The sequence below is a fragment of the Haliscomenobacter sp. genome (genome assembly GCF_033763495.1).
Taxonomy (GTDB): Bacteria; Bacteroidota; Bacteroidia; order Chitinophagales; family Saprospiraceae; genus Haliscomenobacter.
In genome coordinates, this window is sequence record NZ_JANRKL010000177.1 from 76,179 (window position 1) to 100,758 (window position 24,580).

General features: G+C 48.0%; 16 protein-coding genes. 8 read left to right on the plus strand and 8 right to left on the minus strand.

The genetic code is table 11. The annotated features are described in order from the left end of the window. Positions 1-2 precede the first annotated feature (2 nt). Together SFV55_RS19145 and SFV55_RS19150 are read right to left on the minus strand one after the other, a co-directional pair. Positions 3-1,568, minus strand: coding sequence for an AAA family ATPase (locus SFV55_RS19145; protein WP_320031150.1), 1,566 nt, complete (start codon positions 1,566-1,568; stop codon positions 3-5). Between the two features lie 8 nt (positions 1,569-1,576). Further along, positions 1,577-2,104: an FKBP-type peptidyl-prolyl cis-trans isomerase gene (locus SFV55_RS19150; RefSeq protein ID WP_320031151.1), complete on the minus strand. Its 528-nt coding sequence runs from the start codon at positions 2,102-2,104 to the stop codon at positions 1,577-1,579. Between the two features lie 222 nt (positions 2,105-2,326). Between SFV55_RS19150 and SFV55_RS19155 the strand changes: the two genes are divergently transcribed. After that, the gene (locus SFV55_RS19155; protein WP_320031152.1) at positions 2,327-5,107 is read left to right on the plus strand and encodes a T9SS type A sorting domain-containing protein; all 2,781 of its coding nucleotides are present in this window, start codon (positions 2,327-2,329) and stop codon (positions 5,105-5,107) included. Between the two features lie 26 nt (positions 5,108-5,133). On the opposite strand, the gene SFV55_RS19160 is transcribed toward SFV55_RS19155, so the two are convergent. Next, positions 5,134-5,742: a riboflavin synthase gene (locus SFV55_RS19160; RefSeq protein ID WP_320031153.1), complete on the minus strand. Its 609-nt coding sequence runs from the start codon at positions 5,740-5,742 to the stop codon at positions 5,134-5,136. 215 nt (positions 5,743-5,957) lie between these two features. Here SFV55_RS19160 and SFV55_RS19165 point away from each other — a divergent pair, with 215 nt between their 5' ends. Both SFV55_RS19165 and SFV55_RS19170 read left to right on the plus strand, forming a co-directional pair. Continuing rightward, positions 5,958-6,530: a hypothetical protein gene (locus tag SFV55_RS19165; protein WP_320031154.1), complete on the plus strand. Its 573-nt coding sequence runs from the start codon at positions 5,958-5,960 to the stop codon at positions 6,528-6,530. A gap of 92 nt (positions 6,531-6,622) precedes the next feature. Further along, positions 6,623-9,289, plus strand: a complete 2,667-nt coding sequence (locus tag SFV55_RS19170) for a DUF6797 domain-containing protein (protein WP_320031155.1) — start codon at positions 6,623-6,625, stop codon at positions 9,287-9,289. 377 nt (positions 9,290-9,666) lie between these two features. On the opposite strand, the gene SFV55_RS19175 is transcribed toward SFV55_RS19170, so the two are convergent. The 3 genes from SFV55_RS19175 to SFV55_RS19185 form a co-directional block, all read right to left on the minus strand. Next, positions 9,667-10,398 carry a LytTR family DNA-binding domain-containing protein gene (locus SFV55_RS19175; protein ID WP_320031156.1) on the minus strand — a complete coding sequence of 244 codons (732 nt, stop codon included), beginning with the start codon at positions 10,396-10,398 and terminating at the stop codon, positions 9,667-9,669. Continuing rightward, complete coding sequence (locus SFV55_RS19180) at positions 10,373-12,484, minus strand: sensor histidine kinase (protein ID WP_320031157.1); 2,112 nt, start codon at positions 12,482-12,484, stop codon at positions 10,373-10,375. Before SFV55_RS19180 ends, SFV55_RS19175 begins: the two co-directional genes overlap by 26 nt. 97 nt (positions 12,485-12,581) lie before the next feature. After that, the gene (locus tag SFV55_RS19185) at positions 12,582-14,576 is read right to left on the minus strand and encodes a hypothetical protein (protein ID WP_320031158.1); all 1,995 of its coding nucleotides are present in this window, start codon (positions 14,574-14,576) and stop codon (positions 12,582-12,584) included. 200 nt (positions 14,577-14,776) lie between these two features. On the opposite strand from SFV55_RS19185, the gene der reads away from it, so the two are divergent. From der to SFV55_RS19205, 4 genes are all read left to right on the plus strand, one after another. Then, entirely contained in the window at positions 14,777-16,084 is a 1,308-nt protein-coding gene (der, locus tag SFV55_RS19190) for a ribosome biogenesis GTPase Der (RefSeq protein WP_320031159.1), read from the plus strand. A gap of 6 nt (positions 16,085-16,090) precedes the next feature. After that, positions 16,091-16,630: a dTDP-4-dehydrorhamnose 3,5-epimerase gene (rfbC, locus tag SFV55_RS19195; protein ID WP_320031160.1), complete on the plus strand. Its 540-nt coding sequence runs from the start codon at positions 16,091-16,093 to the stop codon at positions 16,628-16,630. A 154-nt stretch (positions 16,631-16,784) separates the two neighbouring features. Further along, positions 16,785-17,360 (plus strand): sigma-70 family RNA polymerase sigma factor, encoded by a 576-nt coding sequence (locus SFV55_RS19200; protein ID WP_320031161.1) that lies wholly within the window; start codon positions 16,785-16,787, stop codon positions 17,358-17,360. Then, positions 17,341-18,792, plus strand: a complete 1,452-nt coding sequence (locus tag SFV55_RS19205) for a hypothetical protein (RefSeq protein ID WP_320031162.1) — start codon at positions 17,341-17,343, stop codon at positions 18,790-18,792. The genes SFV55_RS19200 and SFV55_RS19205 overlap by 20 nt, the downstream gene beginning before the upstream one ends. Here SFV55_RS19205 and SFV55_RS19210 read toward each other — a convergent pair. Further along, positions 18,754-19,590, minus strand: coding sequence for an alpha/beta fold hydrolase (locus SFV55_RS19210; RefSeq protein WP_320031163.1), 837 nt, complete (start codon positions 19,588-19,590; stop codon positions 18,754-18,756). The two genes, SFV55_RS19205 and SFV55_RS19210, sit on opposite strands and share 39 nt — an antisense overlap. 442 nt (positions 19,591-20,032) lie before the next feature. Between SFV55_RS19210 and SFV55_RS19215 the strand changes: the two genes are divergently transcribed. Next, positions 20,033-21,067: a WG repeat-containing protein gene (locus SFV55_RS19215; protein WP_320031164.1), complete on the plus strand. Its 1,035-nt coding sequence runs from the start codon at positions 20,033-20,035 to the stop codon at positions 21,065-21,067. A gap of 145 nt (positions 21,068-21,212) precedes the next feature. Here the strand turns inward: SFV55_RS19215 and SFV55_RS19220 are convergent, their stop codons facing one another. Beyond that, positions 21,213-24,386: a VPS10 domain-containing protein gene (locus tag SFV55_RS19220; RefSeq protein WP_320031165.1), complete on the minus strand. Its 3,174-nt coding sequence runs from the start codon at positions 24,384-24,386 to the stop codon at positions 21,213-21,215. Positions 24,387-24,580: the final 194 nt, after the last annotated feature.

Consider the following 24,580-nt stretch of genomic DNA (forward strand, 5'->3'; position numbering starts at 1 on the left):
CCCTACCCCCCATAACTAAACTGCACCTTCTCCAACTGCAAGCCCACCTTCTGCAGTGCCTCCTGCACTTCCCGCAAATTGCTCTTCACCACTTCAGCGTACCGAGCCTCCACGAATAAATTTTGCTCCAGGAATTCCAGCTCCGCAGGCAGGTTGTTGCGCAGGTTTTCCTCCTGTTTACGCAAGTAGCTGCGGATTTGTTCGAAGCGCTCTTCCCAGTATTTTTGCACAATGGGGTGCGGTTTTTTGAAAATGACTTCCTGGCGTTCGCCTTTTTTGGTACGCAGGGCGTAGGTATAGGTCCGGTCGTTGTGGATCACTTCAATGGTAAATTCGCCGAGGCCTTGTTTGGCGCGCAGCCGATTTACGAGGTTGCGGTTGCCATCGTAGAGGTTGATCACTTGAGAATCTTCGAGGTTGAGTTGGCGGAACTGCTTGACTTGCACCAGAAAACCTTCAAACTGCTGGTCTTCCTTGATCAATTCGTAAAAATCCTCCTGCACCACCAGCAATTGCTCTTCCGCTACCGTGTGTTTGACGCGGATTTCTTCGTTCACGTCTTTTTCAAAGTCCTCCACTTCCCGTTTGAGCAGGTTCAGGTTGACGGCCATGCTGTAGCCGTGGCGGCGAATGGCGTCGGTGACCATTTCCTCGATCAGCTCTTTTTGATCGGGCCGACTCCACAGGCAGTGGATCATCAGGAAACAATCCATCAAATCAACGCGGTTGCGGCCATTCAAAAAAGCGGAAGTGCGCAGCAGGCGTACGATTTTTTTCCAGCGCCGATCGTGGATCGGGATAGGGTTGTCCAGGTTGTTGGTACGGGTATTGTGTTCGTCGATGCGCAGTTTGAGTACCTGGATGCTGTTGAGGACTTCGGCGGGCACTTCGATGGCGTTGATGGCTGTGTCGAATTGTTGGAGTTCCTCTTCGCTGAATTGCAGCTCGGCGGGCAAATCCACCTGATACACATCCTCGGTATCCACAATCATGTTCACGAAGTTCTGAAACTTGCGGATGTTGTCCAGTTCCAGGCGCAACAAAAAGCGGTCCCAGATGGGGTCCAAACTGGCGTTGCGCGGAGGCAACTCATTCGAAGCGGTGATGATACCCCGGATGTTCACCCGCAGATCCTGGTCGCCATTGCGGTAAATTTTTTCGTTGAGGATGGTGAGTAGGGCATTTTGAATGGCCGGGCCAGCTTTCCAGATTTCGTCCAAAAAAACCACATTGGCCCCGGGCAGGTAGCGTTCGGTAATGCGTTCGTAGCGGTCTTCTTCCTTGAGTTTTTTGATGGAAACCGGGCCAAACACTTCGTCGGGGGTGCTGAATTTGCTCATCAGGTATTCAAAGGAAACGCCGTCCCGAAAGGCGTGTTTGAGCCGTCGGGCAATCAAACTTTTGCCCACGCCCGGAGGGCCCAGCAAAAAGATACTTTCACCCGCCAAAGCGCTGAGCAAGGCCAGTTTCATGGCTTCTTCCCGCTCGTACAAACCCTGGCAAAGGCCAGCCAAAAGTTGCTGAACCCGTTGCCGCAATTGTGTATCAATACTTAATGCCTGTTCCATGCCAAAATTTAGTTTACCCCCCAATCCCAACCACGCACACCATCCTCTTCCAGCACCTGTTTGCGGATCAGTTCATCCACGTTGGCTTTGCGGATATTGAGCACTACTCCTTTGAAGTGTAAGGTTTTGCCTGCCATAGCGTGGTTAAAATCCACCTTGACCAGCTCCTCATCCCAGGACAAAATTCTGCCATTGAACTGTTCCCCTTCTTCGTCGGTCAACTGGATAAAATTGCCCTCAATCAGGAGGTTTTCCAGGCCACCTTTGTCTTCTTCTTCAAAAACCCCGCGGGGGATGTCCAATACCTGCTCCAGGTCAAGCTCGCCATAAGCGAGATCTGGTGGGAGGATGAATTCAAAGGCATCCCCTTCTCTCAATCCCCGCAATTGTTCTTCAAATGCGGGCAACAATTGATCGCCACCGCAAAAAAACTTGAAAGGATAATGGACGTTCATCACCTCCAAAATCTCTCCTTCGGGCCCGCCTTCCCGCAATTCATAACTAAGGGTAACAACGTTGTGGTCTTCCACGATCATGGGTAATCAAGTTTGTAATTCAAGGGGCGCCAAGTTCGGCCCCCAGCGTTTGAAGAAAAGATTGTACTTTTATTCAAGTTCCAGAATAAACTTAAATATACAGGAAAAGTTGAATCAGCGCTTACTTTTGTCAGGCGACCTACACTTGAAGCTTATCTGGCAACCATTGGCGCACAATAAGTATTATTTTTAGGTTAAAGCCTTTGCATTAATCCAGGCATCATGAAGCATACTTTACTCCTCTCTTTTTTACTGTTTTGCAGCACTTTGCTCTGCGCACAACAATTCCCTACCAAAGACCAATGGGAACACCCATTGTTTGGGCGCGTTCCCCGAGTGAACATGCCGGTTCAGAACAACGCTGCTTTGCAGAAGGAGGAGTTGAATTTGCGCCAAATGGGAAGAGCCCCTCAATTTGCCAAAGCGATTGAGGTGGATTACAATCCGAAAAACAGTGGTGCCTGGGTAGAAACCAGCCCCGGCACCAGTCGCTGGCGCTTGAGTATACGTTCCTCAAGTGCCTATTCGCTCAATTTGGGCTTCACCAATTTTTACCTTCCCGGCGGAGCGGAATTCTTTTTGATAAATGGCAAAACCGCAGAAAAAACCGGCCCTTTCCGCAGTGCAGACAATGAAGACCATGCTGAATTTTGGAGCCCCATCATCGAAAGTGAGGAGATTGTTTTAGAAGTCATTTTACCTACCCGTCAAAAATCGGATCTTGAATTGCAGTTGAGTTACGTGAACCATGATTTTATGAACCTCAGAGGGCTGCGCGCTTCCGAATGCCATATCGACATCCTGTGCGGGCAAAACAATGGTTATCCTCAAATCGAAAACTTTCGGAATGTAGCCCAGGCTGTGGGTTTAATGAGCATCAGAGGCACTTCAATTTGTACTGGATATCTGGTCAACAACGGCAAGGAGGACTGCAAACCTTATTTTGTAACCGCCCGCCACTGTCAAAGCCGCACCTCCGATGCACCCTCTTTGGTGGTGTACTGGAATTTTCAGAATAGTTTTTGCCGTCAACCCGGCAGCGTTGTCAATGGCTCCACTGGTGATGGAGCATTTACCATTTTTAATTCAGGAATGGTTCAACGGGCTACCAACGCCAACTCCGATTTTACCCTTTTGGAACTCGACGATCCAGTCGTACCCGATGCCAATGCTTATTTCGCCGGGTGGAATGCAACCATGCAAACACCAAACGATGGGGTGGTCATCATCCATCAGGCGGGTAGCCAGGAAAAACGATTCAGTTACTCTGGCCGTAGCACCTATCTGGGCAACTGGGGGGCTTCTACCCAGGTAGCCAATGGTTCCCATTTGATCGTTCCTCGGTGGGACATCGGCAGCACTGAAGATGGTTCCTCAGGGGCGCCTTTGTTCAACTTGAAAGGCCAGGTATTGGGTCAACTACACGGTGGAACCGCCCTTTGTGGCAATACAGGGTACGATTCCTTTGGCAGTTTTGATGCTTCCTGGGATGCGGGCAACAGCCAGACCAACCGACTGAAAGAATGGCTTGACCCCAATCGTAGTGCACTTGAAGAAATGCCCGGCCGCTGGCAATACCAATGCGGCAACAACATCAACATTGACCAGGAAATCCGCCGGGTTTGTGGCATTGGCAAAGCGACCTGGAACCTCCAGGTGAACAACCCAAATACACTCTCCGTACGTTTTCGGGTAGTGGATTTGCCGGCAGGCCTGGTTGCCCGATTTGGCAGCAATCCAACTACGGGCACCAAAACCACCCTGGAAATCAGCAATGAATCCGTCACCCTTTCCGGCTTTCAAACCATCAAGGTACAGGCTATAATTGGTACAGATACCTTATCCCGCTTCATTTTGCTGGAAGTGGTGCAAACTCCCGGTCAGGTAAAAGCGCTGGAGCCCCAAAATGGCGACAATCTGGTGCCTTTGCCCATCCAATTGCGTTGGCACAAAGCAAATTTTGTACAACGGTATTCGGTGCTTTTGGCCACTGATGCTGGATTTAAAAACATCGTTGGGCGCTACAATACCTTTGATACCACTTATCAAATTGAAAGACTGGACTTAAAAGGGACTTTTTATTGGAAGGTTTGGGGCACCAATGTTTGTGACACCAGCCAGTTTGCCAATACCTATCAGGAATTTACCATCGCCCCCAGCATTCGGGCATCGGTTTTGCCCGACTTCCAGGCCAGATGCCAGGCGGACTCACTCGTTTTTTCCCTCAAAGCAGCAGATGGGTACCAGGGCCAGGCCGTTTTGAGCTACCGGCTCTCCCCTCGCCTGCCCTTGTCATTGAGCTTTAGCGAGGACCCGGCCAAAATCAATGCAGGCATTTTTTTCCAGGCCAAGGCAAAAAATTTGCGGCAACTTTTACCGGGCACTTATGAGCTCACTTTTTACACCAGCCAGAATAAACTTCGAGATAGTGTCAAGGTCAATTTTGAAATTTCCGCCGCTCCTTCCATTCCGGTTCTCAACACGCCTGCGGCTTCGGCAATCACCCTGGATCAGCGCCCACGTCTGTCCTGGAGCAGCACGGGGTCCAATTTGCGGTACGAGTTGGAGGTAGCTTCTGATTCTCTTTTCAAGTTCCCCATTTGGGTGGCGAATTTGGAAGTAACGGAATACCAACGGGCTCAGGATTTGGCACCTGGTCGTTATTTCTGGCGCGTGAAAGCGATCAATTTGTGTGCTACCCTTTTTTCTCCGGTGCGGGCATTCACCGTTTTTCAAAGCAATTTGCAAAAAATCAACGACCTGGATGTTGGACTGGAACCAGTACCCAGCACGGGCAAAGTCAACATCCATGTATCCACCCCTATCGATGGGGCCAGCATGGAGCTGTACAATATGAGTGGCCAGCTCCTGGAAACATTTGTTCCCGGGCAGGTATTCCAGGATTGGAGCCTGGATCTGGCGCGTTACCCCGCAGGAATGTACGTGATTCGACTCAAACATCGGCAATCATCGGTAGGCCTGCGGCTGATATTGCAGCGCTAAATTTGGAGTAAAATGATGGATTAAGATTAAGTTTTTGGCATTGCCTTTAAGTACAACTGTGCATAACGCGCAATGTACTTCCCAATTACATCAAATTCCAGATTCACCAAATCTCCTTCTTTGATCGACTGAAAGGTAGTATGCTCATAAGTATAAGGAATGATCGATACCGAAAATAGATCATCCACCGGGCTCACTACCGTCAAACTCACGCCGTTAATGCAGATTGACCCTTTGTCTACCAGCAAATGCTCTTCAGTGGGTGTATAGCGGAAATGAAAATTCCAACTCCCATCCCGGTCGTCCACTTTGGTACACATACCCGTGCCATCTACGTGGCCTTGCACAATGTGCCCATCCAGGCGACCATTGGACATCATTGCCCGTTCCAGATTGACCAGGCTGCCCACTTGCCATTGCCCCAGGTTGCTGCGTTTTAAGGTCTCTTCGATGGCCGTGACAGTGTGGATGTGGTCTTCGATGGCAACCACGGTGAGGCAGACCCCGTTGTGCGACACACTTTGATCAATTTTGAGCTCGGAAGAAATGCTGGAGGCAATGCTGAAATGTACATTGCTGCCTTCCTGACGGATTAGTTTGACTTCGCCCAATGATTCGATGATGCCTGTGAACATACGGATTGAATTTGTGTGCAAACATAAACAAGCTTGAGGGAGAAAAGATGCGGGGTGACAACAAAATTGGGGCAACGCAAAAAAGGTAGTTCGTTTGTGAGAAAAACCAAACAATATGATATTACTTTTGGTGTAATAAGAAATAAACCTTGGTTCGGTATAACAACTCGGCGTTTTATAAATACCCTACCTTGAACCTTAAATTGGTATCACTTATGAAGCCCTTTTTCAAGTACACTCTCCTCTTCACGCTGTTGCTTTGTACTTTCAACTCCAACGCCCAGAGCCCCGTTGATGCAGCATTGATAGACCAGGCCAGAATCATGAATTTTGTGGATTGGTACCGAAATGCCACCAATGGAACTTACGGGAGCAGCAACCCTGGGAAAATTGTTCCTGATGCCTTCTTTAACGACATTCCTTTTTATGCTGTCGATAATTACGCCTCTTTTCAGGGTACTTACCACGGTAAAACCTGGAACCGTACTTCCAATAAATTTGGAGATTCTTGGCTTACCCTTGGCAATATCGATTACAACAATGGCACCATTTGCCTAAAAGCCGGATGGTCAAACGGATTGGTTGGATCGGTACACCTCGAAGCTAATCTGAGTCAATCCAATATCTTTACAGGAGAAGGCCAATTGTACTTCAACAACCAGGCGATGTACGACATCCACTTGTTTGTTTTTATGCTCAACAATCGCAGCATGAAAGGGGTGTGTATCTTATTTCCACTGAATGATCAGGGTTATGGCCAGTGCTCTACGTTTGTGCTGGGAAAGTAGATTTCAAATTTGTTGTTAGGAAGACTTGTTGGAACGGGACTTTCAGCTATGCTTGAACAAACTTTTAGACGCTTGTGTAAACCTGGATTAAGATGAAAAAGATCCACTTCTATGTTTTGTGTGTACTTGCATCTATGCTCATCAACTGCAAAACAGGCAATAAAGCCACTCGCCTTTCTGCAAACGGCCTGGCAGCTATTGAAAAAAACCTGGATCACGCAGGCTTTATCCGCGATTTTGACAATAAAGCATTGGCTCGGGGCGAGAGAATTTACAATGCCAACTGCATCAACTGTCATGGAGACGAAGAAAACGAAGGCTCCATTCCGATGTCCTTAAAGTTTTGGTCCGAGCCATTCAAAGCAGGCAACGATGCCTATGCCATGTACAGAACCATCACGCAAGGCTATGGTGCCATGCCCCCACAAGTGACGCTCAGCCCCCAGGAAAAATATGACGTCATCCACTACATCCAAACCAAATTGGTAGCCAAAAACAAAACCTCACCTCTTACACCAGTAACCCCCGAATACCTTGCTGCGCTACCCAAAGGCAGTTCAAGAGGGCCAGCCCTTAAACCTTACCAGCCCTGGGCAGACATGGATTATGGGAACTTCCTGATCAATACTTACGAATTGGCCGACGAAAAAACAGGCATTCCCCGCTATCACTCTCCCGGGCCATCCCCTTTTAAAGACGAGGACTACTCGAAAAACAATTTTGCGTACAAAGGTATTGCCGTACGTTTGGACCAGGGAGCAGGCGGGGTTTCCAAAGGCAAAGCCTGGATGGTTTTTGACCACGACCTCATGCGAGTCGCGGGGGCATACACCGGTGAGGGTTTTATCGATTGGAACGCCATTTTGCTCAACGACAAGCACGAAACGTATCCTCGAACCATCGGCAAACTACACTTTGAAACGCCCGTAGCCCCAGGTTGGGCAAATCCAAGCACTGGGCAATTTGAGGACCCGCGCTTCGTGGCCCGTGATGGAAGAAAATTTGGGCCACTGCCTAAATCCTGGGCCAATTACAAAGGCCTTTATCATTTTGAAGACCAGATCATCCTTTCCTATACCGTTGGTGAATCGGCTATTTTGGAAAAATTCGGCTTTGTCACCCCGGCCATTTTTACCCGGACCCTGAATGTTTCCCCCTCCAATGCTATTTTAAAAATGCGGGTGGCCAATTTACCCGCCAAAGTAAGCGTGACGGGCAAAGGAGCTACCCTGGTGGAAGAAAACGGGCAGGTTTTCGTAAAAATCGATGCCAAAAGTTCAGTAAAAGTTTGTGTGATGATTGGCGATAAGGATACCGACTTTTCTAAACACAACCTGGCTGAGCCCGAGTCCTTAAGCAAATACACCACGGGAAAAGGCCGTGCTCATTATCCTGAAACCATTAAAACCTTTGCGACCAAGGGGAAAGAAGATGGCCCATTTGCCGTAGATCAATTGCCCCTGCCTTTCGACAATCCCTGGGCGTGTCGCATGAAATTGAGCGGGATTGATTTTTTCAAAGATGCCAATACCGCCGCTGCCTGCGCTACCGATGGCGACGTTTGGTTGATCAAGGGGCTGTTGGACCCCAAAGGAGTTTTGACCTGGCAACGCATAGGTTCGGGCTTGTTTCAACCTCTGGGCATTAAAATAGTGGCTGAAAAAATATACGTCACTTGCCGGGATCAACTGGTGCTGTTGCGGGATTTGAACGGCGACAGGGAAACCGACTTTTATGAAAGCTTCAACCACGATCACCAGGTTAGTGATCATTTTCATGAATTTGCGATGGGCCTGCAGACCGACCAGGAAGGCAATTTTTATTATGCCAAAAGTGGCCGACACGCCCGGGAGGCGCTCATCCCACAACATGGTACTTTGCTAAAAGTGAGTGCAGACGGCTCCAAAACAGACATCATCGCCACGGGTTTTAGAGCCGCCAATGGAGTTTGTATCAATCCCGATGGTAGCTTTATCGTAACCGACCAGCAGGGCTATTGGAACCCCATGAACCGCATCAACTGGGTCAAAGGGGTAGGGAAATTTTACGGCAATATGTGGGGCTACAACCCGCCCAAAGATTCGTCCAGGGCAGCCATGGAGCAGCCGTTGGTGTGGGTCGATATGAACTACGACCGCTCGCCCTCCGAAATGGTGTGGGTAGACAGCAAAAAGTGGGGTGCCTTGAATGGTGGCCTGCTGAGCCTTTCTTACGGCTATGGCAAAATTCAGTATGTATTAAAAGAAACGGTGAACGGCCAGGAACAAGGGGCCGTGATAGATTTGCCGGGGATTAAATTCCTCACGGGCGTCATGCGGGGCAGGTTTAATCCAGTTGATGGCCACCTGTACGCTTGTGGAATGTCGGCTTGGGGCACCAACCAAATGATGCGCGGCGGCGGTTTGTACCGGGTGCGCTATACGGGCAAAACCCTCCCGATTCCAGTTAAAATGCAGGTATTGGAAGGGAGTATAGTGCTGAACTTTGATACCCAATTGGACCCTGCTTCTACCGCTGATTTGACAAATTTCGAGGTCAAAACCTGGCAATTGTTGAGGAGTAAAAAATATGGCTCGGAACGATTGGACCAAAAAGTGCTGGAAGTAAGTAAAGCTCAAGTCGAGGGCAACACTTTGAAATTGAGCATTAAAAACCTGGAAAAAGTGGACGTAATCACCATCGGTTACAATATCAAAAACACCAAAGGAGAACCATTAAAAGGCTCGATACAAGGCACCATTCATCAACTTGGGAAATAGAATGGTACTAAAATAAAAGGAGAAAAAAACTCCCCTGCGGTGAAGAGGAATAGGGAGAAGCTACAGAAATGTTCTATTGTAGCACCGCAGGGGGAGGTGGGAAAGGTGTTTGGTTTTACAAACAGTCAAACGGTTAATGGGAATACATGTAGGGATCAGTGGTGTTTAATGTAAATAAGCTCGATTAACTGGTGATTTAGCGTTACCTGCACTGGAGCTCAGGTTTTACTGGGTTTGAGATTTAGGTGTTGTCAACTTTTTTGACTTTTCAAAATTACTCCATCCCAAAACAGGAAACCACAAAAAAAGACAACTGCAAGCGTTCAGGTAACAGATGAAGTGCTTTTAAAAACACAATGTATTTACGTAAAACTTTGTTAAGCGGTATAGGCATCCAGCCAAATCAAAAAATCGCGCAACCGCTGCTGTGCCACGGGCACTTTAGCTCCGGTACTCAACACGATACAGGACTCCCGATTGTCGTATTGACGGATGTATTTGTAATTGACCAGATAACCATTGTGGACCCGGAAAAAGCCTTTCCCGGCCAGAGAGCGTTCAAAAATACCCAGGTTTCTACCCGCACCCACGGGTTGATTGTCGGCCATGTAAAAACGGGTAATCGGGCCATCCGCCTTCAAATAGCAGATGTCGTCGATTTTTAACAGATCAAAACCCGACTGGCTGGATATGCGGATAAAAGTGGGCGCTTTTTTGTTCAATTCAGCAATCTGCCCTTCTAGGTTGTGGGTCATGTATTTCTCCACAGCCTGCCGCAAACGATCGGATTCCACCGGTTTGATCAAATAATCCACCGCATCCACCTCAAAAGCCTGGGCCCCAAACTGCGGATAGGCTGTGACAAAAATTATCGCGGGAGCAAAACCTTCTTCCTTGAGGCTTTTGGCCAAATCCACCCCTTTGATTTCCGGCATTTCAATGTCGAGAAAAACCAGATCGGGGCGCAGTTCCAAAATGCCCGCTTTGGCCTCTACTGCTGATTGGTATTGTTTGATGACTACCACATCCGGGCAGTAATTGCTCAGGTCGCGCTCCAAAACTTCCAGCGCATCTTTTTCGTCATCAACCAATATGGTTTTGATCATCATGGTATTCAGTTTTTGGGAATGGAAAATGGATTTCAACGCGGGTGCCAGTGTTCGTTCCACCCTTGGCCAGGTCAACTATGTTTATGCTTGCATCCTGATTAAAACGTTCATTGAACAATTTGAGGCGGTCGGCACACAAGCCCATGCCAACGCCTGAACTGGCCAGAGAAAGTTCTCTGCCGTTTTCAGCACTGGCCTCGCGCCCAATCCCATTGTCTTCGATGCTGAGTAAGACTGTAGATTCAGCATTCTTGGTCACTGCAATCACCAGGGCTTGATGCGGAGAATTGTCCTTAAACGCATGTTTGATGGCATTTTCGGCATAGGGTTGCAACAAAAGTGGGGGCAACTGGATGGCATCGAGGTCGATGTCGGGGTCCAATTCAAAAACGACCTTGAAGCGATCCCGAAAACGCAGTTGTTCCAGGTCGAGGTACAATTTGAGCAAATCCAGCTCTTCCCGCAGAGAAATGGTCGATTTTTCGGTCAATTCAAAAATCTGCCCCAATAATATGCCTAGTTTGGACAAGTACAAACTGGCGTCCCCAGCCTTGTCGCGGGCAATGAGATTGCGAATGGAATTGATACAATTGGCTACAAAATGGGGTTTGAGTTGTTCGCGTAGGGCCAGCAATTCCGTCTCGGCCAGAGCTTGCTGCCTTTGCGTATTGATGACCTTGAGCTGCTGTTGAATCAGGCCTTCACTTTGTTTCTGTAGCTCCAATTTTCTTTGATCCAGTTCCAGTTTTTTGGCTAGGCTGAGTGTCTTGGCGTGTTTGGCGTTTTCTTTGGCCGTTTTTAAGGCGAGGTTCTGTGCTTCGTTGCGGTCGCGCAAAATGCTATGGTGCCGAAAACTCAGCGCAACCGCCAGGCAAAGTACATCCACTACAATGGCCAGATGCAGCGGCATGTCTCCGATGTGCAAAAAAGTCAATGGGCTTTCTCCCCCCAGGCGGGTCCCAATGAAATTGCCCAGAATGGTACCCACTGCGGCCAAAAACGAACCAAACAAAACCCAGCCTACCATTACCCCCAATTTGCGTTGGTACAACTTGACAAAATTCCAGATCCAAAAGATGGCCAAAGGGGCCAAAACAGCCTGCATAAAATCCAGGCGCTCCCAATACACCTTGGTCAGGTAGTGCACCGGGATCAGGCAAACCAGGATCACATTGCTCCAAATGATGAATTTTTCCAACCATCTCAAGTGTACCCGGTCGCGCAGCAAGTAATAAATGAAAATTTGGTAAGCCACAAAAGAAAGCAAATAAGCCGGAGCACGCAGGTGTTCCCACCACCAGGAAGTGGCTGGGAAATACAAGCCCAGATCGAGAAAGGGGTTGATTTTTTCCAGTCGGCGAAAAATCAAAAACCACATCAAACTCAAATAAATCACGTAGTAAATGAAAGCCACATCGCGCTGTTGCAGGTATTGAATAATCCCCAACAACATCGAAAAACTTAAAAAACTCAACAGGGCTACATAAAACATCAGGTAGTGTAGTGCAGGTACGCTGGTAAGTTCCTGGTAACCTTGAGCACTGTACAATTGGAATTGGTGTTTTTTGGCCACCTTGCACACCACAAAAACGGTGTCATTTTGTAAAGGTGGCACCACCAACAGGACCTTGCCCTCCTCAGGGCGGTAGACCAGTCCCTGATAAGATTGCTGATTCCAACTGCTGATTTCATTGTAAAAATGGGTGGATCGGCCATTTTCGCGCCGAATCATTCCAAATTTCAACTTGGTCTTGAGGGTAGGAAGGGGAAAAATGAGCCGTGCCGTATCCTGCCCAGGATTGTGCAACACAAAAACGCTCAACACACTTTTGCCGTCGGCAGGGAATTGTTCGGTCTGCGCTTGAGGCAAATGGGCATTGGCCAGGTACCATTCCCGGATAGATGAGGCATTGGCTTTGAGATCAACAGGGTAATTGAGCACCAGAGGCTGGAAATGATAGCCCAGGGCCTCATTGGTCAAGGGCCGTTCCAAAACCGCCCGCACATTTACCTGCGGCTGGGCTGACAAGAACTGGGCCAACCCGCAAAGGCAAAAACAAAGCAGCCATGGACTAGGGCCTTTCATAGTGTATATTTTTAAGCTATGCTACGCATTTTGGAGCGTTCGTTTTTGGTTCTTTTAACAAACACATCCTTTTGTTGAATAAATCCCCACGATCATCTCACGGTTGTTTTTTGTGGATGGTCACCGTCCAGCCTCCACTGCTTTCCTGCAGTACTCCACTAAAATCCGTACCCAGGTTGTAGTTTTTTAATTGCTCCTGTGCATCCATCCAAATCTCAGGCTGGACTTTGGAGAGTTCAAAACCTGGGTTATTGCTTTCTAAACTGACTTTCACCCAATCATCTGCTTCCTCCTGCACCAAACGTGGCCAGGGCTTACCTACTGGCAAGGATTTGGCGCTGTGGTACAACAAAGATAAAAACAACAAAGAAGGGCAATGCCATTGGGGTTGCACCGCTGATTCGGGTAATTCGATGGCAAAATCATTGAGTTGCACCAGTCGTTTGCAAAGTTCTAACTCCCTTTGAATAGCCATTTTGGGTTCCGCCGCAAAAAACAATAAGTCACGCACGAAGCCACCAAAGCGGGTAAGCTGTTCGTCGGCAGCTTGTACCTGGTCGTTGGCCAGGTGTTGATTGAGTTGCAGCAGAATATCATCACTGGTTTTGGCCAAAAAACCATAGCGGAGCGTGCGCAATTGTAAGCGTTTATAGGCTAATTCGCGTTGGTTTTTGGAGTCCAGTTGCTGATTGTTGACAATTTTTTCTTCCTGAATGGCCAGTTGACGTTTCACCTTAGCTAGTTCCTGTTCCAACTCTACCTGCAAGCGGCGCTCGTGAATATGTCTTCGCTCCAGGGCCTTGGTTTCCCGCTCCCGGAAAGCCAGGTGTTCTTGCAACCAGTTTTTTTCCTGTTCACCCAAACTCAGCAAAAAGAATACACTTTCCAAAAGGCCACCTATTCCAATGGGCAAAAAGCCCAATTCCACACCTTGGACACTACTCAAGAGTTTTTCGAAAAAAGTAAAAGCCAGCAAGGAAAGAAAAAAACCTGCAATCAGGGCAAAAGCACTACGCAGAATAAATTGGGTTGGAGCATAATTGACCTTGCTCAAAAACCAGATGGCACGCATGCTGAACAACACCACAAACCAAAGAAACAGGTAAAATAAAACCCAGCTGAGGTAGAGCTGCTTGAACCAAAGCAGCAGCAGGTCAAGTAGAAAATAGCCCACTAAAAAAAGTTGGGCCCGTTCCTGGATGCTTTCAAACCACTCCGCACCAACCCGCTTTTTTACAAAAGAATAAATAAACTGCAGGTAGGTAAAAAAGATAGCCACTAGAAGCCCGGCTTTGGTATAATTCCAATCGACCCAGGGCGCCTGGGCGCTTTCCAGTGCATTGTGATCGATGATTTCCTGGAAGAAATAAAGCGCGAGGCTCCATTTAAAGGCCATGTACCATCCAAACAGTTCGCGTCGGCGAGAGAGGAAAAAAATGGAACTCACGATGGCCAGCGTAAAAAACAAACTGATGAACAGGGTTTGGCCAAAGGCCAGGTTTTTCAGTTTGGTAGCCTGAGCCACCTTGAAAACATCCAGATTCCAGAGGGTTGGTGCAAGGTCCAAACCCAGGCGATTGTCTTTGATTAAAAGGTAAAAAATAAGCGTTTTCCCTTTGGGCAAGGTGTAGCGGTACACTTGATTGGCCGCCAGGTTAAAGCCGATGTTTTGTTGTTTATGGGCCCGAGGTTTGGGCAGAAGATAAGTGCGCCGATCCACCTCAACCCAGGCATTTTTGATAAAAGCTTGTTCAATGCCCAGTGCAAAGTCGCGCCCACTGCGGTTTTCCACCCGAAAGGCTAGCCAATATTCATACAAACCTCGTTGAAATTTGCCCTGAGGCTCAAAATGACCAGGGCCCTCCAGGGCCAATCCCTGCCCTTCGCGGAGTCGGGTCTGTGCCAGCGGAAAGGGGATGGAGCTGGAGGAAGCCAATATGCGCAACTCCGGGCCCAGGCGGCAGGAATCAAAATCGGAACGAATGGCACAAGCTTCCAAATAGGCCGGGCCTTGTGCAGCAAGGGTAGCACAGCAAAAGCAATACAGCATCAGGGTGTTCAGGCGTTGTAGGTTTATTTTTGCTGCTTTCATCAGGTACTGTGGGTGAATATTACGGCAAAAGATACTGAAAATTGGGGATATTCCATTCAGGGCGATAAAATACTGGGATTTCTATCCTGAAAGCTGTATTTTTGGAAAATCTACATAAGTCCTTAAAATTGAGTAAAATTTAAGCAGAAAAAAGAGGTATTTTTCTTATCTTTGCCGCCTTTTCTGAATCCATTGTTATTATGAGCAGCAACATCGTCGCGATAGTAGGGCGTCCCAACGTCGGTAAATCTACTTTTTTTAACCGCTTGATTGGGGAACGCCAATCTATTGTGGATGACATTTCCGGCGTTACCCGGGATCGACAATATGGCAGTAGTTATTGGAACAATAAAAACTTTACCGTAGTAGATACGGGTGGTTTTGTCCAACACTCTGAGGATGTATTTGAGGCCGCCATCCGCGAACAGGTCAAAATTGCCATTGAAGAAGCCACGGTGATCATTTTTATGGTGGATGTTACCACCGGAATCACCGATCTGGACGACCAGGTAGCGGACCTCTTGCGCCGCAGCAAAAAGCCCGTTTTTTTGGTGGTCAACAAGGTGGACAACGGCCAACGTTTATTTGAAGCCAATGAATTTTGGAGCCTCGGTTTTGAAAATACCTTTTTCCTGAGTTCGCTCACGGGTAGTGGCAGCGGCGAAATTTTGGACGCCGTGGCCGAGCACCTGAGTGCGGACGAACTTCCCAACGAAAACAGCCTGCCTCGATTTGCCATTGTTGGACAACCCAACGTAGGTAAATCCTCACTGACCAATGCTCTCCTCGGGGTAGAACGCAACCTGGTCACCGATATAGCTGGCACCACACGTGATTCCATCAATGCCGTATATTCCAAATTTGACAAGGAATTTATTCTGGTAGATACGGCCGGGATTCGGAAAAAAGCCAAGGTGCACGAAAACCTGGAGTTTTACTCAGTAATGCGGGCCATCAAAGCCCTTGAAGAGTGTGACGTATGTATCCTGATGATCGATGCCCAAACCGGGTTGGAGGCTCAGGACCAGGCCATTTTCCGCCTGGCACAACGCCGCAACAAAGGGATTGTCATTTTGGTCAACAAATGGGACCTGGTTGAAAAAGAAACCAATACCGCCCGGGATTATGAAAAGGTGATCAAAGAACGGATTGCTCCATTTACCGATGTACCCGTTATTTTTATTTCTGTATTGGACAAAACCCGGATTTTTCGGGCGGTTGAAGCGGCGCTTGAAGTGTATGAAAACCGCAACCGCAAGGTAAAAACCTCAGAATTGAACGAACTGCTTCTGGATGTGATTGAAAAAACGCCTCCACCTGCACACCGCGGCAAGTTCATCAAAATCAAATACATCACCCAATTGCCACTGGCTTATCCCGCATTTATATTTTTCTGTAATTTCCCGACCCACGTCAAAGAGAATTACAAGTTTTTTCTGGAAAATCAGTTGCGGAAAAACTATAATTTTGCGGGTGTACCCATTAGTATTTTCTTCCGCAAGAAATAATCGTTTATGCCGTTTATTCCTACACCGATACCTGATCTTTTGGTATTTGAACCCCAAATTTGGGCTGACGAACGTGGTTATTTTTTCGAAGCCTTCAATGCGCAAACCTTTAAAAATGCGGGCATTGAGTCCGATTTTGTACAGGACAATCAGGCGCGATCAAGCTTTGGTGTTCTCCGAGGTCTGCATTACCAGTTGGAACCCTTTGCCCAGGCCAAACTGGTCCGGGTGCTGGAAGGCGAGGTTCTGGATGTGGTGGTGGACATCCGCCCACAGTCTCCTGCTTTCGGCCAATCGTACAGCATCCGGCTCAGCGCCGAAAACAAAAAGCAATTGTTCATTCCACGTGGGTTTGCCCATGGCTACGTTGTGCTCAGTCCTACCGCCGAGTTTTTTTACAAGTGTGATAATTTTTACTCCAAAGCACATGAAGGAGGCATTCATTACAATGATCCTCAATTAAACATCGACTGGGAAATAGACCTGAGTGAAGCCATTCTATCCGAAAAGGATCAGGTCCTACCCTATTTTGGAGCGCATCGTTGAGCAAATTATTCAGAAATACTTACCATTTTCTTCACTTTTTAGGCAGCATTCCTTCCTTTCGATACGTTTCTCAATTGTCGATTTACCGACCAATTTGAGTAGGCTATTGGCAGTCTGAAATAATCTTTGTAGTTTGGATAAATTTTTGTGGTCTATGGAGATAGCATGGCCTGCCAACTATGGAGAAGACGATCTGATTCAAGCCTGTATCCGGCGAGAGCGTTGGGCACAACAAGCTTTGTATGAACAGTACTACGGTAAAATGATGGGCATTTGTTTGCGCTATGCAAATGGTGAAGAGGACGCCCTGGATATTTTGCACGAAGGCTTCATCAAGGTTTTTAAAAATGTGAACAAATTTCAGCCAGGTACTTCAATTACAGCCTGGATGCGGCGCATTATGGTCAACACCGCCATTGATTTTTACCGCAAAAGCATCCGCCGCCGTACTGAAGACATTGATCAGGCCGTCCAATTAAGTGTAGAAGACGCCGATGCCGTGAGCATGTGCAGCCAACAGGAAATCCTGGAAGCGATCCAACAACTCACTCCTGCATACCGAACCGTTTTCAACCTGTACATCCTGGAAGGTTATTCCCACAAGGAAATTGGTGACCTTCTGAACATTACCGAAAGCACCTCCCGGTCTAACCTGGTGAAGGCGCGCCTCAAACTGAAAGAGATATTGATGTCCCGCAACTACGATGAAAATGGAGCAGCCGCAATTTGACCGACTCATTCGTGAAAAACTGGAGAACCTGAATCCGGAGTTCCGTGCCGACCATTGGCAACGGATGCAAGCCGCAATGGACTCTGATGAAGAACTGGAGCCCCTCAATGCCGCCGAATCGGCATTCGACCGGGAGGTGCTTCAACAGATGCGCCATTTCAATGTAGGTGCTACCCCCAAACATTGGGCCATCTTGCGGCGCAGGATGGAAGAAGCATTGTACATGCGCAAGCTCATCCTCGGTTCCAAGTTTGGCGAAGTTTTAGTCTTTACCCTGGCGCTTTTGCTGTTCATCCAGTTGCCACTTTCCAATCCAGAAAACAAAGCCACTTTCCCGCAAAATCATACAAGTCCCAAGCAGCAAGCCATTGCCGGGCCTATAAATCCAAAAGCCTCAGGCACAAATGCTGGCCAGGACGGCATACCCGCATCCATCCATAAAATCAATCAAGGCAACAAAAGCCGCTACGACAACCGAGGCAGTGACGCTGTATTCTCTTACGACGCTCCCGAGGTTGAAATTATATCCCATCCCAATCAAACGGCTCTCTCTACACTTGAGTCCGCCAACCCAACCCTGGTTGGAAAAACGCCCGAACTGGGCAACCAAAGTTTACAAGTTGAAGACACCAAACACACGGAGGCCATGTCCAACTACTATGTGTTTGGCAATCAACTGACACCTCTGGCCCAACAACGTTCCAACGCTGTGCTGGAGCGCCGCCTGAGTATTTTTGAAGCCAATGCGCTCAAGCCCTTCCGCAAAAAGACCCTTCTGAGTGCCGCGATGTTTGGTGGTTCTGACTACAACCAAATCATCACACCAGCGAATGAAGAAACCCGTACGGATGCTTTTAGCCGTTATGCTCTGGGCTACGGCGGCGGGATTCTTTTTTCGGCAGAAAGAGGCCGTTGGGAATTGGGAACGGGTTTGATTTATGCTGCCAAACCTTACAATCCACGCCAGATCGTCAAATACCAGGGCAGCTTGGATCAAGGCTATACAGCAGCCTCATTCAATCAGGTGGCCCTCGACATCATCAACATTCCTTTCCACGCCCGCTATAATTTCTTCCTGCACAAACGTTCGCGTTTGTATGCTGTGGTTGGTGGTTCCTTGCAGGTGGCTGCTTCGGCTTCCTATTTTATCACCACTTCCTCATCGGGCCCACAAAAACCGGAAATGCGGGATGCTCCATTTGACAACACCTCGGGAGGAATTCTGGAAGGTGGTTCGGTGAAGGAGAATGGCTACATTACGGGGAACCTGGGTTTGGGCGTGGAACACTTCATGAGCGATCGCTGGAGTTTGTTCGCGCAACCCACCTATCAACACTCCCTGGGCCATTTTTCGGATGGATTTGGACCTAGCCGCGACCGCATCAATACGCTGTCACTCTGGATGGGTATCCGGGTGAGAATTCTTGAATAAATTTGGTGCCCAATGGGGCAAAACAGAGGCATGAAACAAATCATGCCCGGCTTCGGCAATGCTCGTCCATTGCAGTTGGGTAATTTGTTGGGTGAGGTAAACAAATGAAGAAGGCGGGATCACTGCATCGCGTTCACCAGTGATGAGCAGCAAATTTTGGGCTGGCGTTTTGGCTAAAAAAGAACAGCTTGATTGTATGCTGGGAAAAGTCGCCGCGAAAAGCCAAATGCCTTTCAAGCGTTTGCGAGAAGCATCCGTTTGTAAATGCAGGCGCATAAACCTCAGGCTGAAACCATCCAGGAGTTTCCAATCGTACAATGTGTTTGCCCATCGCAACAACAACCTGGATTGATCCAACAATCGAGCTACCCATTTTTTTATGCCCAAGGGGAGCTGATTAAAAAAGGCATACCAACCATTTCGCGGCAAGCCATCGGGTGCCAATAAAACCAGCCGATCCCAATGCTGAGCTTCCTCTCTGGCCAGGGCCAAAGCAAGCCGGGCCCCGAAACTAAAACCAATAAGGCTGTACTTTGCTTGCTGTTTTTCTGCCAACAACAAATCAATGGCTTCCTGAAGCTCGGTGATGGAAAAACTGTCCTGCTGCCAATCCGAAGCTCCATGCCAGGGCAAATCCAGGGCAATCAAACAGGCATCTTTGGGCAGGTAAGGAGCTAATGCTGCAAAAACACTTCCATCTTGGGCGAAGCCGTGGAGGGCAAGCCAGAGTTGGGGGCCATTCCCGTATTGGTGGTAGGAGATGGTTCCGTGGGTAAGATGTAGTTCGTTTTTTTGCATAAAAAATTAAGCCTGCTTTGCGAATGAAGGGCTCTACAGTTTATTCAATCATCGTTTTTAATACTGCCAAAGTAATCAATTTATTCTTAGATTCCTTTGGCTAGCCCAAGTCTTCCAACCTCAACCAAAAAGAGCGCGCTACCGCTAGGCTACTGCTGGTACAGGTCTCCAGACTTATACCATTGTATGCACGTATTCTGACGTTTATAATCAAAAGAAGATGAGTCCTTTAATCTTTATAACCAGCCTTTTCCAACAAATGACTTGTCGTTGTCGTTTAACATCGTGCATAATTTTGCGTCTGGAGACGCGGGGATATTGGTTCAAGTCTGGAGACGTTGAACCAGCGTTGCGCCTTAAAGCTGATTGGCGAGACTTGGGCTAGGGGAAAAGTGATTTGGGCTAGTGGATAATTATTCTGTGCGCAGCAAAAAATAAGTACATGTTGGTGTTTAAAAAAATTATTTTTTACTTTTTTCTGTGTATCACTTTTGCTTGTAACCAGACGCAACAAGGTGAGGATTACCTTTCTTTGTATTACCCTGTAAAAGTAAATGGCAAATTCGGTCTTATCGATACTTCAGGGCAAATTGTAATGGAGCCAAAGTATTTGAATGTTTATCCCCTAAAAAAAGATGTGTTTTTAATTGAAGATTCCACAGGAAACCGCATGGTTGATAATCAAGGTTTGGTTTTATTAGAAATTCCTCCAAACACTATGCCTCTAGACTCTAATGGGGAATGGATCAAAATTGACGAGATAGAAAACGACACCGTTTTTTTCTTTGATCTAGATGGGCAAAAACGTTTAGCAATTCCTAAGCAGGGAATTTCGCATGTTAGTGGGAATTTTGATGATTGTGATCGGCTTCTAGTGGTATTGAGCGAAGGTAAATTCCTTTATTTGAATAAGAAAGGAGAAAAGGTATTTTCCATTAGCGGAGGTATACCTAGTTCTTTTGACACTAAAAGCAGGTTGGCTCGTATAATCTATACTAAAAAGACTTGTTACTATGACACGATGGGGCGGGTAAAATTTTGTGTACCGGGAGAAGGTAATCAGTTTAATGAGGGATTAGCCTTGATCGAACAATCTAATAAAAAATATTTCATCAATGAATTGGGCAAAAAATCCTTGGATGTAAGTCAGTACGACTATGTCGATCCTTGGTTTCAGGATGGTATTACTTTCGTAATCAAAGGAGACTCCGAGGGATATATTGATTCCCAGGGAAATGTGGTAATTCCATTGATTTACAGCCAGGTTTCTCGCTTTACTTTAGGTCTTGCCACTGCACAAGACCCAAAGGATGATAAATGGATCATCATCAATCGCCAAAACCAAGTCGTATCAGCTAAAAGATTTGATCGGCTTGATCGAGAAGGTTATTCTGGTTATTTGTGTCGTGCAAAAAAAGATGACACCACTGGCTGGATCAATAGGAAAGGGGAGTTTGTGTGGATTGATCCAGATTAAAAACCCGAAGATGTTACTGAGGTGCCCCTTTAGTGCCTTAGGTTTCTTAGGTGGTGAAAAATTTTTCCTGCTCCGCAAGTTCTTTATTCTTTCACCACCCAAGAAACCTAATACACTTAAGAAGCACCTCAGCAAGATAGGCACTTTACTCCACTTTCAGCGGCGTATACGGCTTAAACAACGAAAACTGCACCATTTCCACCTTCTTCCGATAATCCGCAAACTTCGTACTGAAGAAATTATTGATGCGGTTCAACACATCCGCAGTTTGTTTGCGGGCTTGGGCAAGGGAGCGTTGGGCACCCTGGTTCGGCGCACCTTCCGATGCATTGATGTATTGCTGGGCGCGACCAAGCGCTGAAGTCAGGTTGTCGTCGTCGCGTTGGATACCTTTGACGTCTTCGGGCTCCATGTAGAGGCGTTCCAGCACATTCAGGCTGTCTTGGAGGGCCTTGCCCAATTTGGACAGCTGTTGTTTGGTGCTATCGGGCGCATTGGCCAGAGCCGCATCCACCCGGCGGATGGTATTGCGGGCCTCTTTGAGTTGATCAAAACCTTCGGAGGCTTTTTTGATCACTTTTTCAAAGTCGCGGTACGCAGCGTCTTTGGCTTTCAGGTCATCCATTTTCACCTCCAGGCGTGGGTCAGATTTGACCGTTACCGAGGTCGAATCTTTCAGTTTACCCCATACCGCCACTACTTTATACGTACCTGGCAGTACTGCGGGGCCACTGGGAGCATCCTCATCCGGGCGGCGTTCCTGGCGGCTGGGTTGGCGTACCCCATTGCGATTCAAGGGCCAGTACACCTTCACCATACCTGTATCTACCCGGGAGCTAAAGGTCCGAACGGTGTCTCCGCTGCTCGAGAGGATAATGATTTTCACCCGCTCGGGGCGTTTTTCCTCCTTGGTGGCGGCAGGTTTTGCAGTGGTGCTCGCAGGTGCAGCCGCAGGTTTTACATAAGGAACCCACAAGGAGATTGAAGCACCAGGTGCTTTGTTTTCCCCGGCAAACATCCCGTCCGCCGCAAAGCGGATGCCTTCAAAGGATTTGAAAGCCGCCTGATAAGCATCTGGAACGGGGAAAATTTTGAAGGGCTGCTCCAGCACCTTCCCCCCCGTACGCGCAATCTCGCGCAAGGGGCGGATGTCGTCCAAAATCCAGAAAGCCCGGCCAAAAGTAGCGATGATCAGGTCGTGATCACGGGGGTGAATTTTCATGTCGGCGGTAGGCACGCTGGGGTAGCCATTGGTCCACTTGGTCCAGGTAGCCCCCTTGTCGATGCTGAGGTACAAGCCTTGATCGGTGCCCAGGAACAACAATTTGGGCTCAATCGGATCTTGCACCAGGCACAAAGTGAAACCACTCACTTTGTTTTCATCCACAATTTTGCGGAAAGTTTGGCCATAATCGCTGGTGTGGTATACCATTGGCCGCCAGTCGTTGCGGCGGTAATCGTTCACGATCACAAAGGCTTCCCCGGCATTGTGTGCCGAAGCCTCGATGTAGGGAATCCAGCTTGCCGCCTTGTAACCCGGCAGTTTACTGATCAAATTGCTCCAGGTTTTACCACCGTCGCGGGTCAATTGCAGGTTGCCATCATCGGTGCCCACCCAAATCACTTTTGCATCTTTGGGGCTGGGGGCAATCGCAAGAATGGTGGTATGGTTTTCAGCATTGGTGGCGTCCAGGGTCAAACCACCACTCAGGTGAGGCTTTTGTTTGGAGGTATCGTTGGTGGTCAGGTCGGGCGAAATGATTTCCCAACTTTGACCACAATCTTTGCTGTAGTGCAAAAACTGGCTACCAAAATACACCCCACAGGCATTGTGTGGGTCTTGGGAAAAACCAGCGTTCCAGTTGAAGCGCAACTCGGTTCCATTGGGCGAAGTTGGTTTAATAAACTGGGTTTTGCCCGTTTCGGTATCTACATAGCCAACATTGCCACCTTGCGACATGGCGTATACATACCGCGAATTGTCGGGGCGGAAACCCAGGTCAAAACCATCGCCGAAGAACACTTCCTGCCACTGGCTGGTACGAATTCCCCCAGCTTGCCAAACCGCACTGGGGCCAACCCAGGAACCATTGTCCTGCATGCCACCCCCAATTTTATAAGGAATCGATAGGTCGTAGTTGACGTGGTAAAACTGGCCCACCGGAATGTTTTCGATGAAGCGCCAACTTTTCCCGCCATCGTGCGAGATGTTCAAACCACCGTCGTTGCCGTCGATGATGTAATTCGGGTCATTGGGATGAATCCAGAAGGCATGGTGATCAGGGTGTACACCTGAATAAGGGAGTACGGTTTCAAAAGTTTTACCCCCATCTTCACTTTTGGTCACCAAAGAGAAAATATTCCAGAGGCGGTTTTCATTCTTGGGGTCAACATAAATTTCAGCGTAATAAAAGGGACGGTCGCCAATGTTTTTGGTGGCTACTACACTCCATTTTTTGCCACCATCAACGGATTTGTACAAAGCATTGTCTTTGGCCTCCACCAAAGCATAAACGATATTGGGCTTGGAACGGGAAATCGCCAAACCAACCCGGCCCAGGCTGCCCTTGGGTAGTCCGTCGGCATCACTGCGGCGTTCCCAGGTGTCTCCACCATCGTGGGTCACATAAATGCCCGAGCCAGCTCCACCCGAATTGAAGGTCCAGGGTTTGCGGCCGTATTCCCACATGGCTACAATGATTTTGTTGGGGTTGCTGGGATCTACCACCATGTCGGCCACACCGGTTTGGTTGTTGACGTAGAGGATTCGTTCCCAGGTTTTGCCCCCATCCTTCGTGCGGTACACCCCACGTTCCTCATTGGGGCCATAGGCTGAACCTTGTGCTCCCGCAAAAACCACATTGGGATTGTCGCGATGAATGATGATGCGGTGGATGGTTTTGGTTTCTTTCAAACCCATGTTTTTCCAGGTTTTCCCGGCATCCAGTGAGCGAAAAATACCCAAACCGAAGTTTTGTGAGTTGCGTGGATTGCCTTCGCCGGTACCCACCCAAATGTCGCTCGGATTGGATTGGTTGATGGCAATGGCACCAATGGATTGAATGGCTTGATCATCAAAAATGGGCATCCAGGTGATGCCACCACTTTCGGATTTCCACACCCCACCAGAAGCACTGCCCACGTAAATGTGGTCGGGCTCACTTTGTACAACGTCAATGGCTGTGATCCGGCCGGACATCCCCGACGGGCCAATGTTGCGTGGTTTGATGTTTTTAAATGATTTAAGATCAAGGGTTTGCGCAGACAAAGACATTGCAAAAACTGCACAACAAAGGGTAAACAACAGCCTAGGTTGCATAAATTTGGATTTGGTTAATCAAGCTTATCCCGAGTTGAGGTACGATAAGCTGGCTGAGATAGAAAATAACACCCCCAGAATGTTGTGGTAGTGGGGTGAATAGGCGAATATAATTTATCTAGCATGAAAAAAAAATGAACAAAGCCCAAAGGCCCAAATGTAAGGGCATAAGGCAGTAAAACGAAGATCAAAGT

Coding starts and splice junctions, on each gene's coding strand:
- SFV55_RS19145 (WP_320031150.1), bottom strand. CDS start 1,568: ATGGAACAGGCATTAAGTATTGATACACAATTGCGGCAACGGGTTCAG.
- SFV55_RS19150 (WP_320031151.1), bottom strand. CDS start 2,104: ATGATCGTGGAAGACCACAACGTTGTTACCCTTAGTTATGAATTGCGG.
- SFV55_RS19155 (WP_320031152.1), top strand. CDS start 2,327: ATGAAGCATACTTTACTCCTCTCTTTTTTACTGTTTTGCAGCACTTTG.
- SFV55_RS19160 (WP_320031153.1), bottom strand. CDS start 5,742: ATGTTCACAGGCATCATCGAATCATTGGGCGAAGTCAAACTAATCCGT.
- SFV55_RS19165 (WP_320031154.1), top strand. CDS start 5,958: ATGAAGCCCTTTTTCAAGTACACTCTCCTCTTCACGCTGTTGCTTTGT.
- SFV55_RS19170 (WP_320031155.1), top strand. CDS start 6,623: ATGAAAAAGATCCACTTCTATGTTTTGTGTGTACTTGCATCTATGCTC.
- SFV55_RS19175 (WP_320031156.1), bottom strand. CDS start 10,398: ATGATGATCAAAACCATATTGGTTGATGACGAAAAAGATGCGCTGGAA.
- SFV55_RS19180 (WP_320031157.1), bottom strand. CDS start 12,484: ATGAAAGGCCCTAGTCCATGGCTGCTTTGTTTTTGCCTTTGCGGGTTG.
- SFV55_RS19185 (WP_320031158.1), bottom strand. CDS start 14,576: ATGAAAGCAGCAAAAATAAACCTACAACGCCTGAACACCCTGATGCTG.
- der (WP_320031159.1), top strand. CDS start 14,777: ATGAGCAGCAACATCGTCGCGATAGTAGGGCGTCCCAACGTCGGTAAA.
- rfbC (WP_320031160.1), top strand. CDS start 16,091: ATGCCGTTTATTCCTACACCGATACCTGATCTTTTGGTATTTGAACCC.
- SFV55_RS19200 (WP_320031161.1), top strand. CDS start 16,785: ATGGAGATAGCATGGCCTGCCAACTATGGAGAAGACGATCTGATTCAA.
- SFV55_RS19205 (WP_320031162.1), top strand. CDS start 17,341: ATGGAGCAGCCGCAATTTGACCGACTCATTCGTGAAAAACTGGAGAAC.
- SFV55_RS19210 (WP_320031163.1), bottom strand. CDS start 19,590: ATGCAAAAAAACGAACTACATCTTACCCACGGAACCATCTCCTACCAC.
- SFV55_RS19215 (WP_320031164.1), top strand. CDS start 20,033: ATGTTGGTGTTTAAAAAAATTATTTTTTACTTTTTTCTGTGTATCACT.
- SFV55_RS19220 (WP_320031165.1), bottom strand. CDS start 24,386: ATGCAACCTAGGCTGTTGTTTACCCTTTGTTGTGCAGTTTTTGCAATG.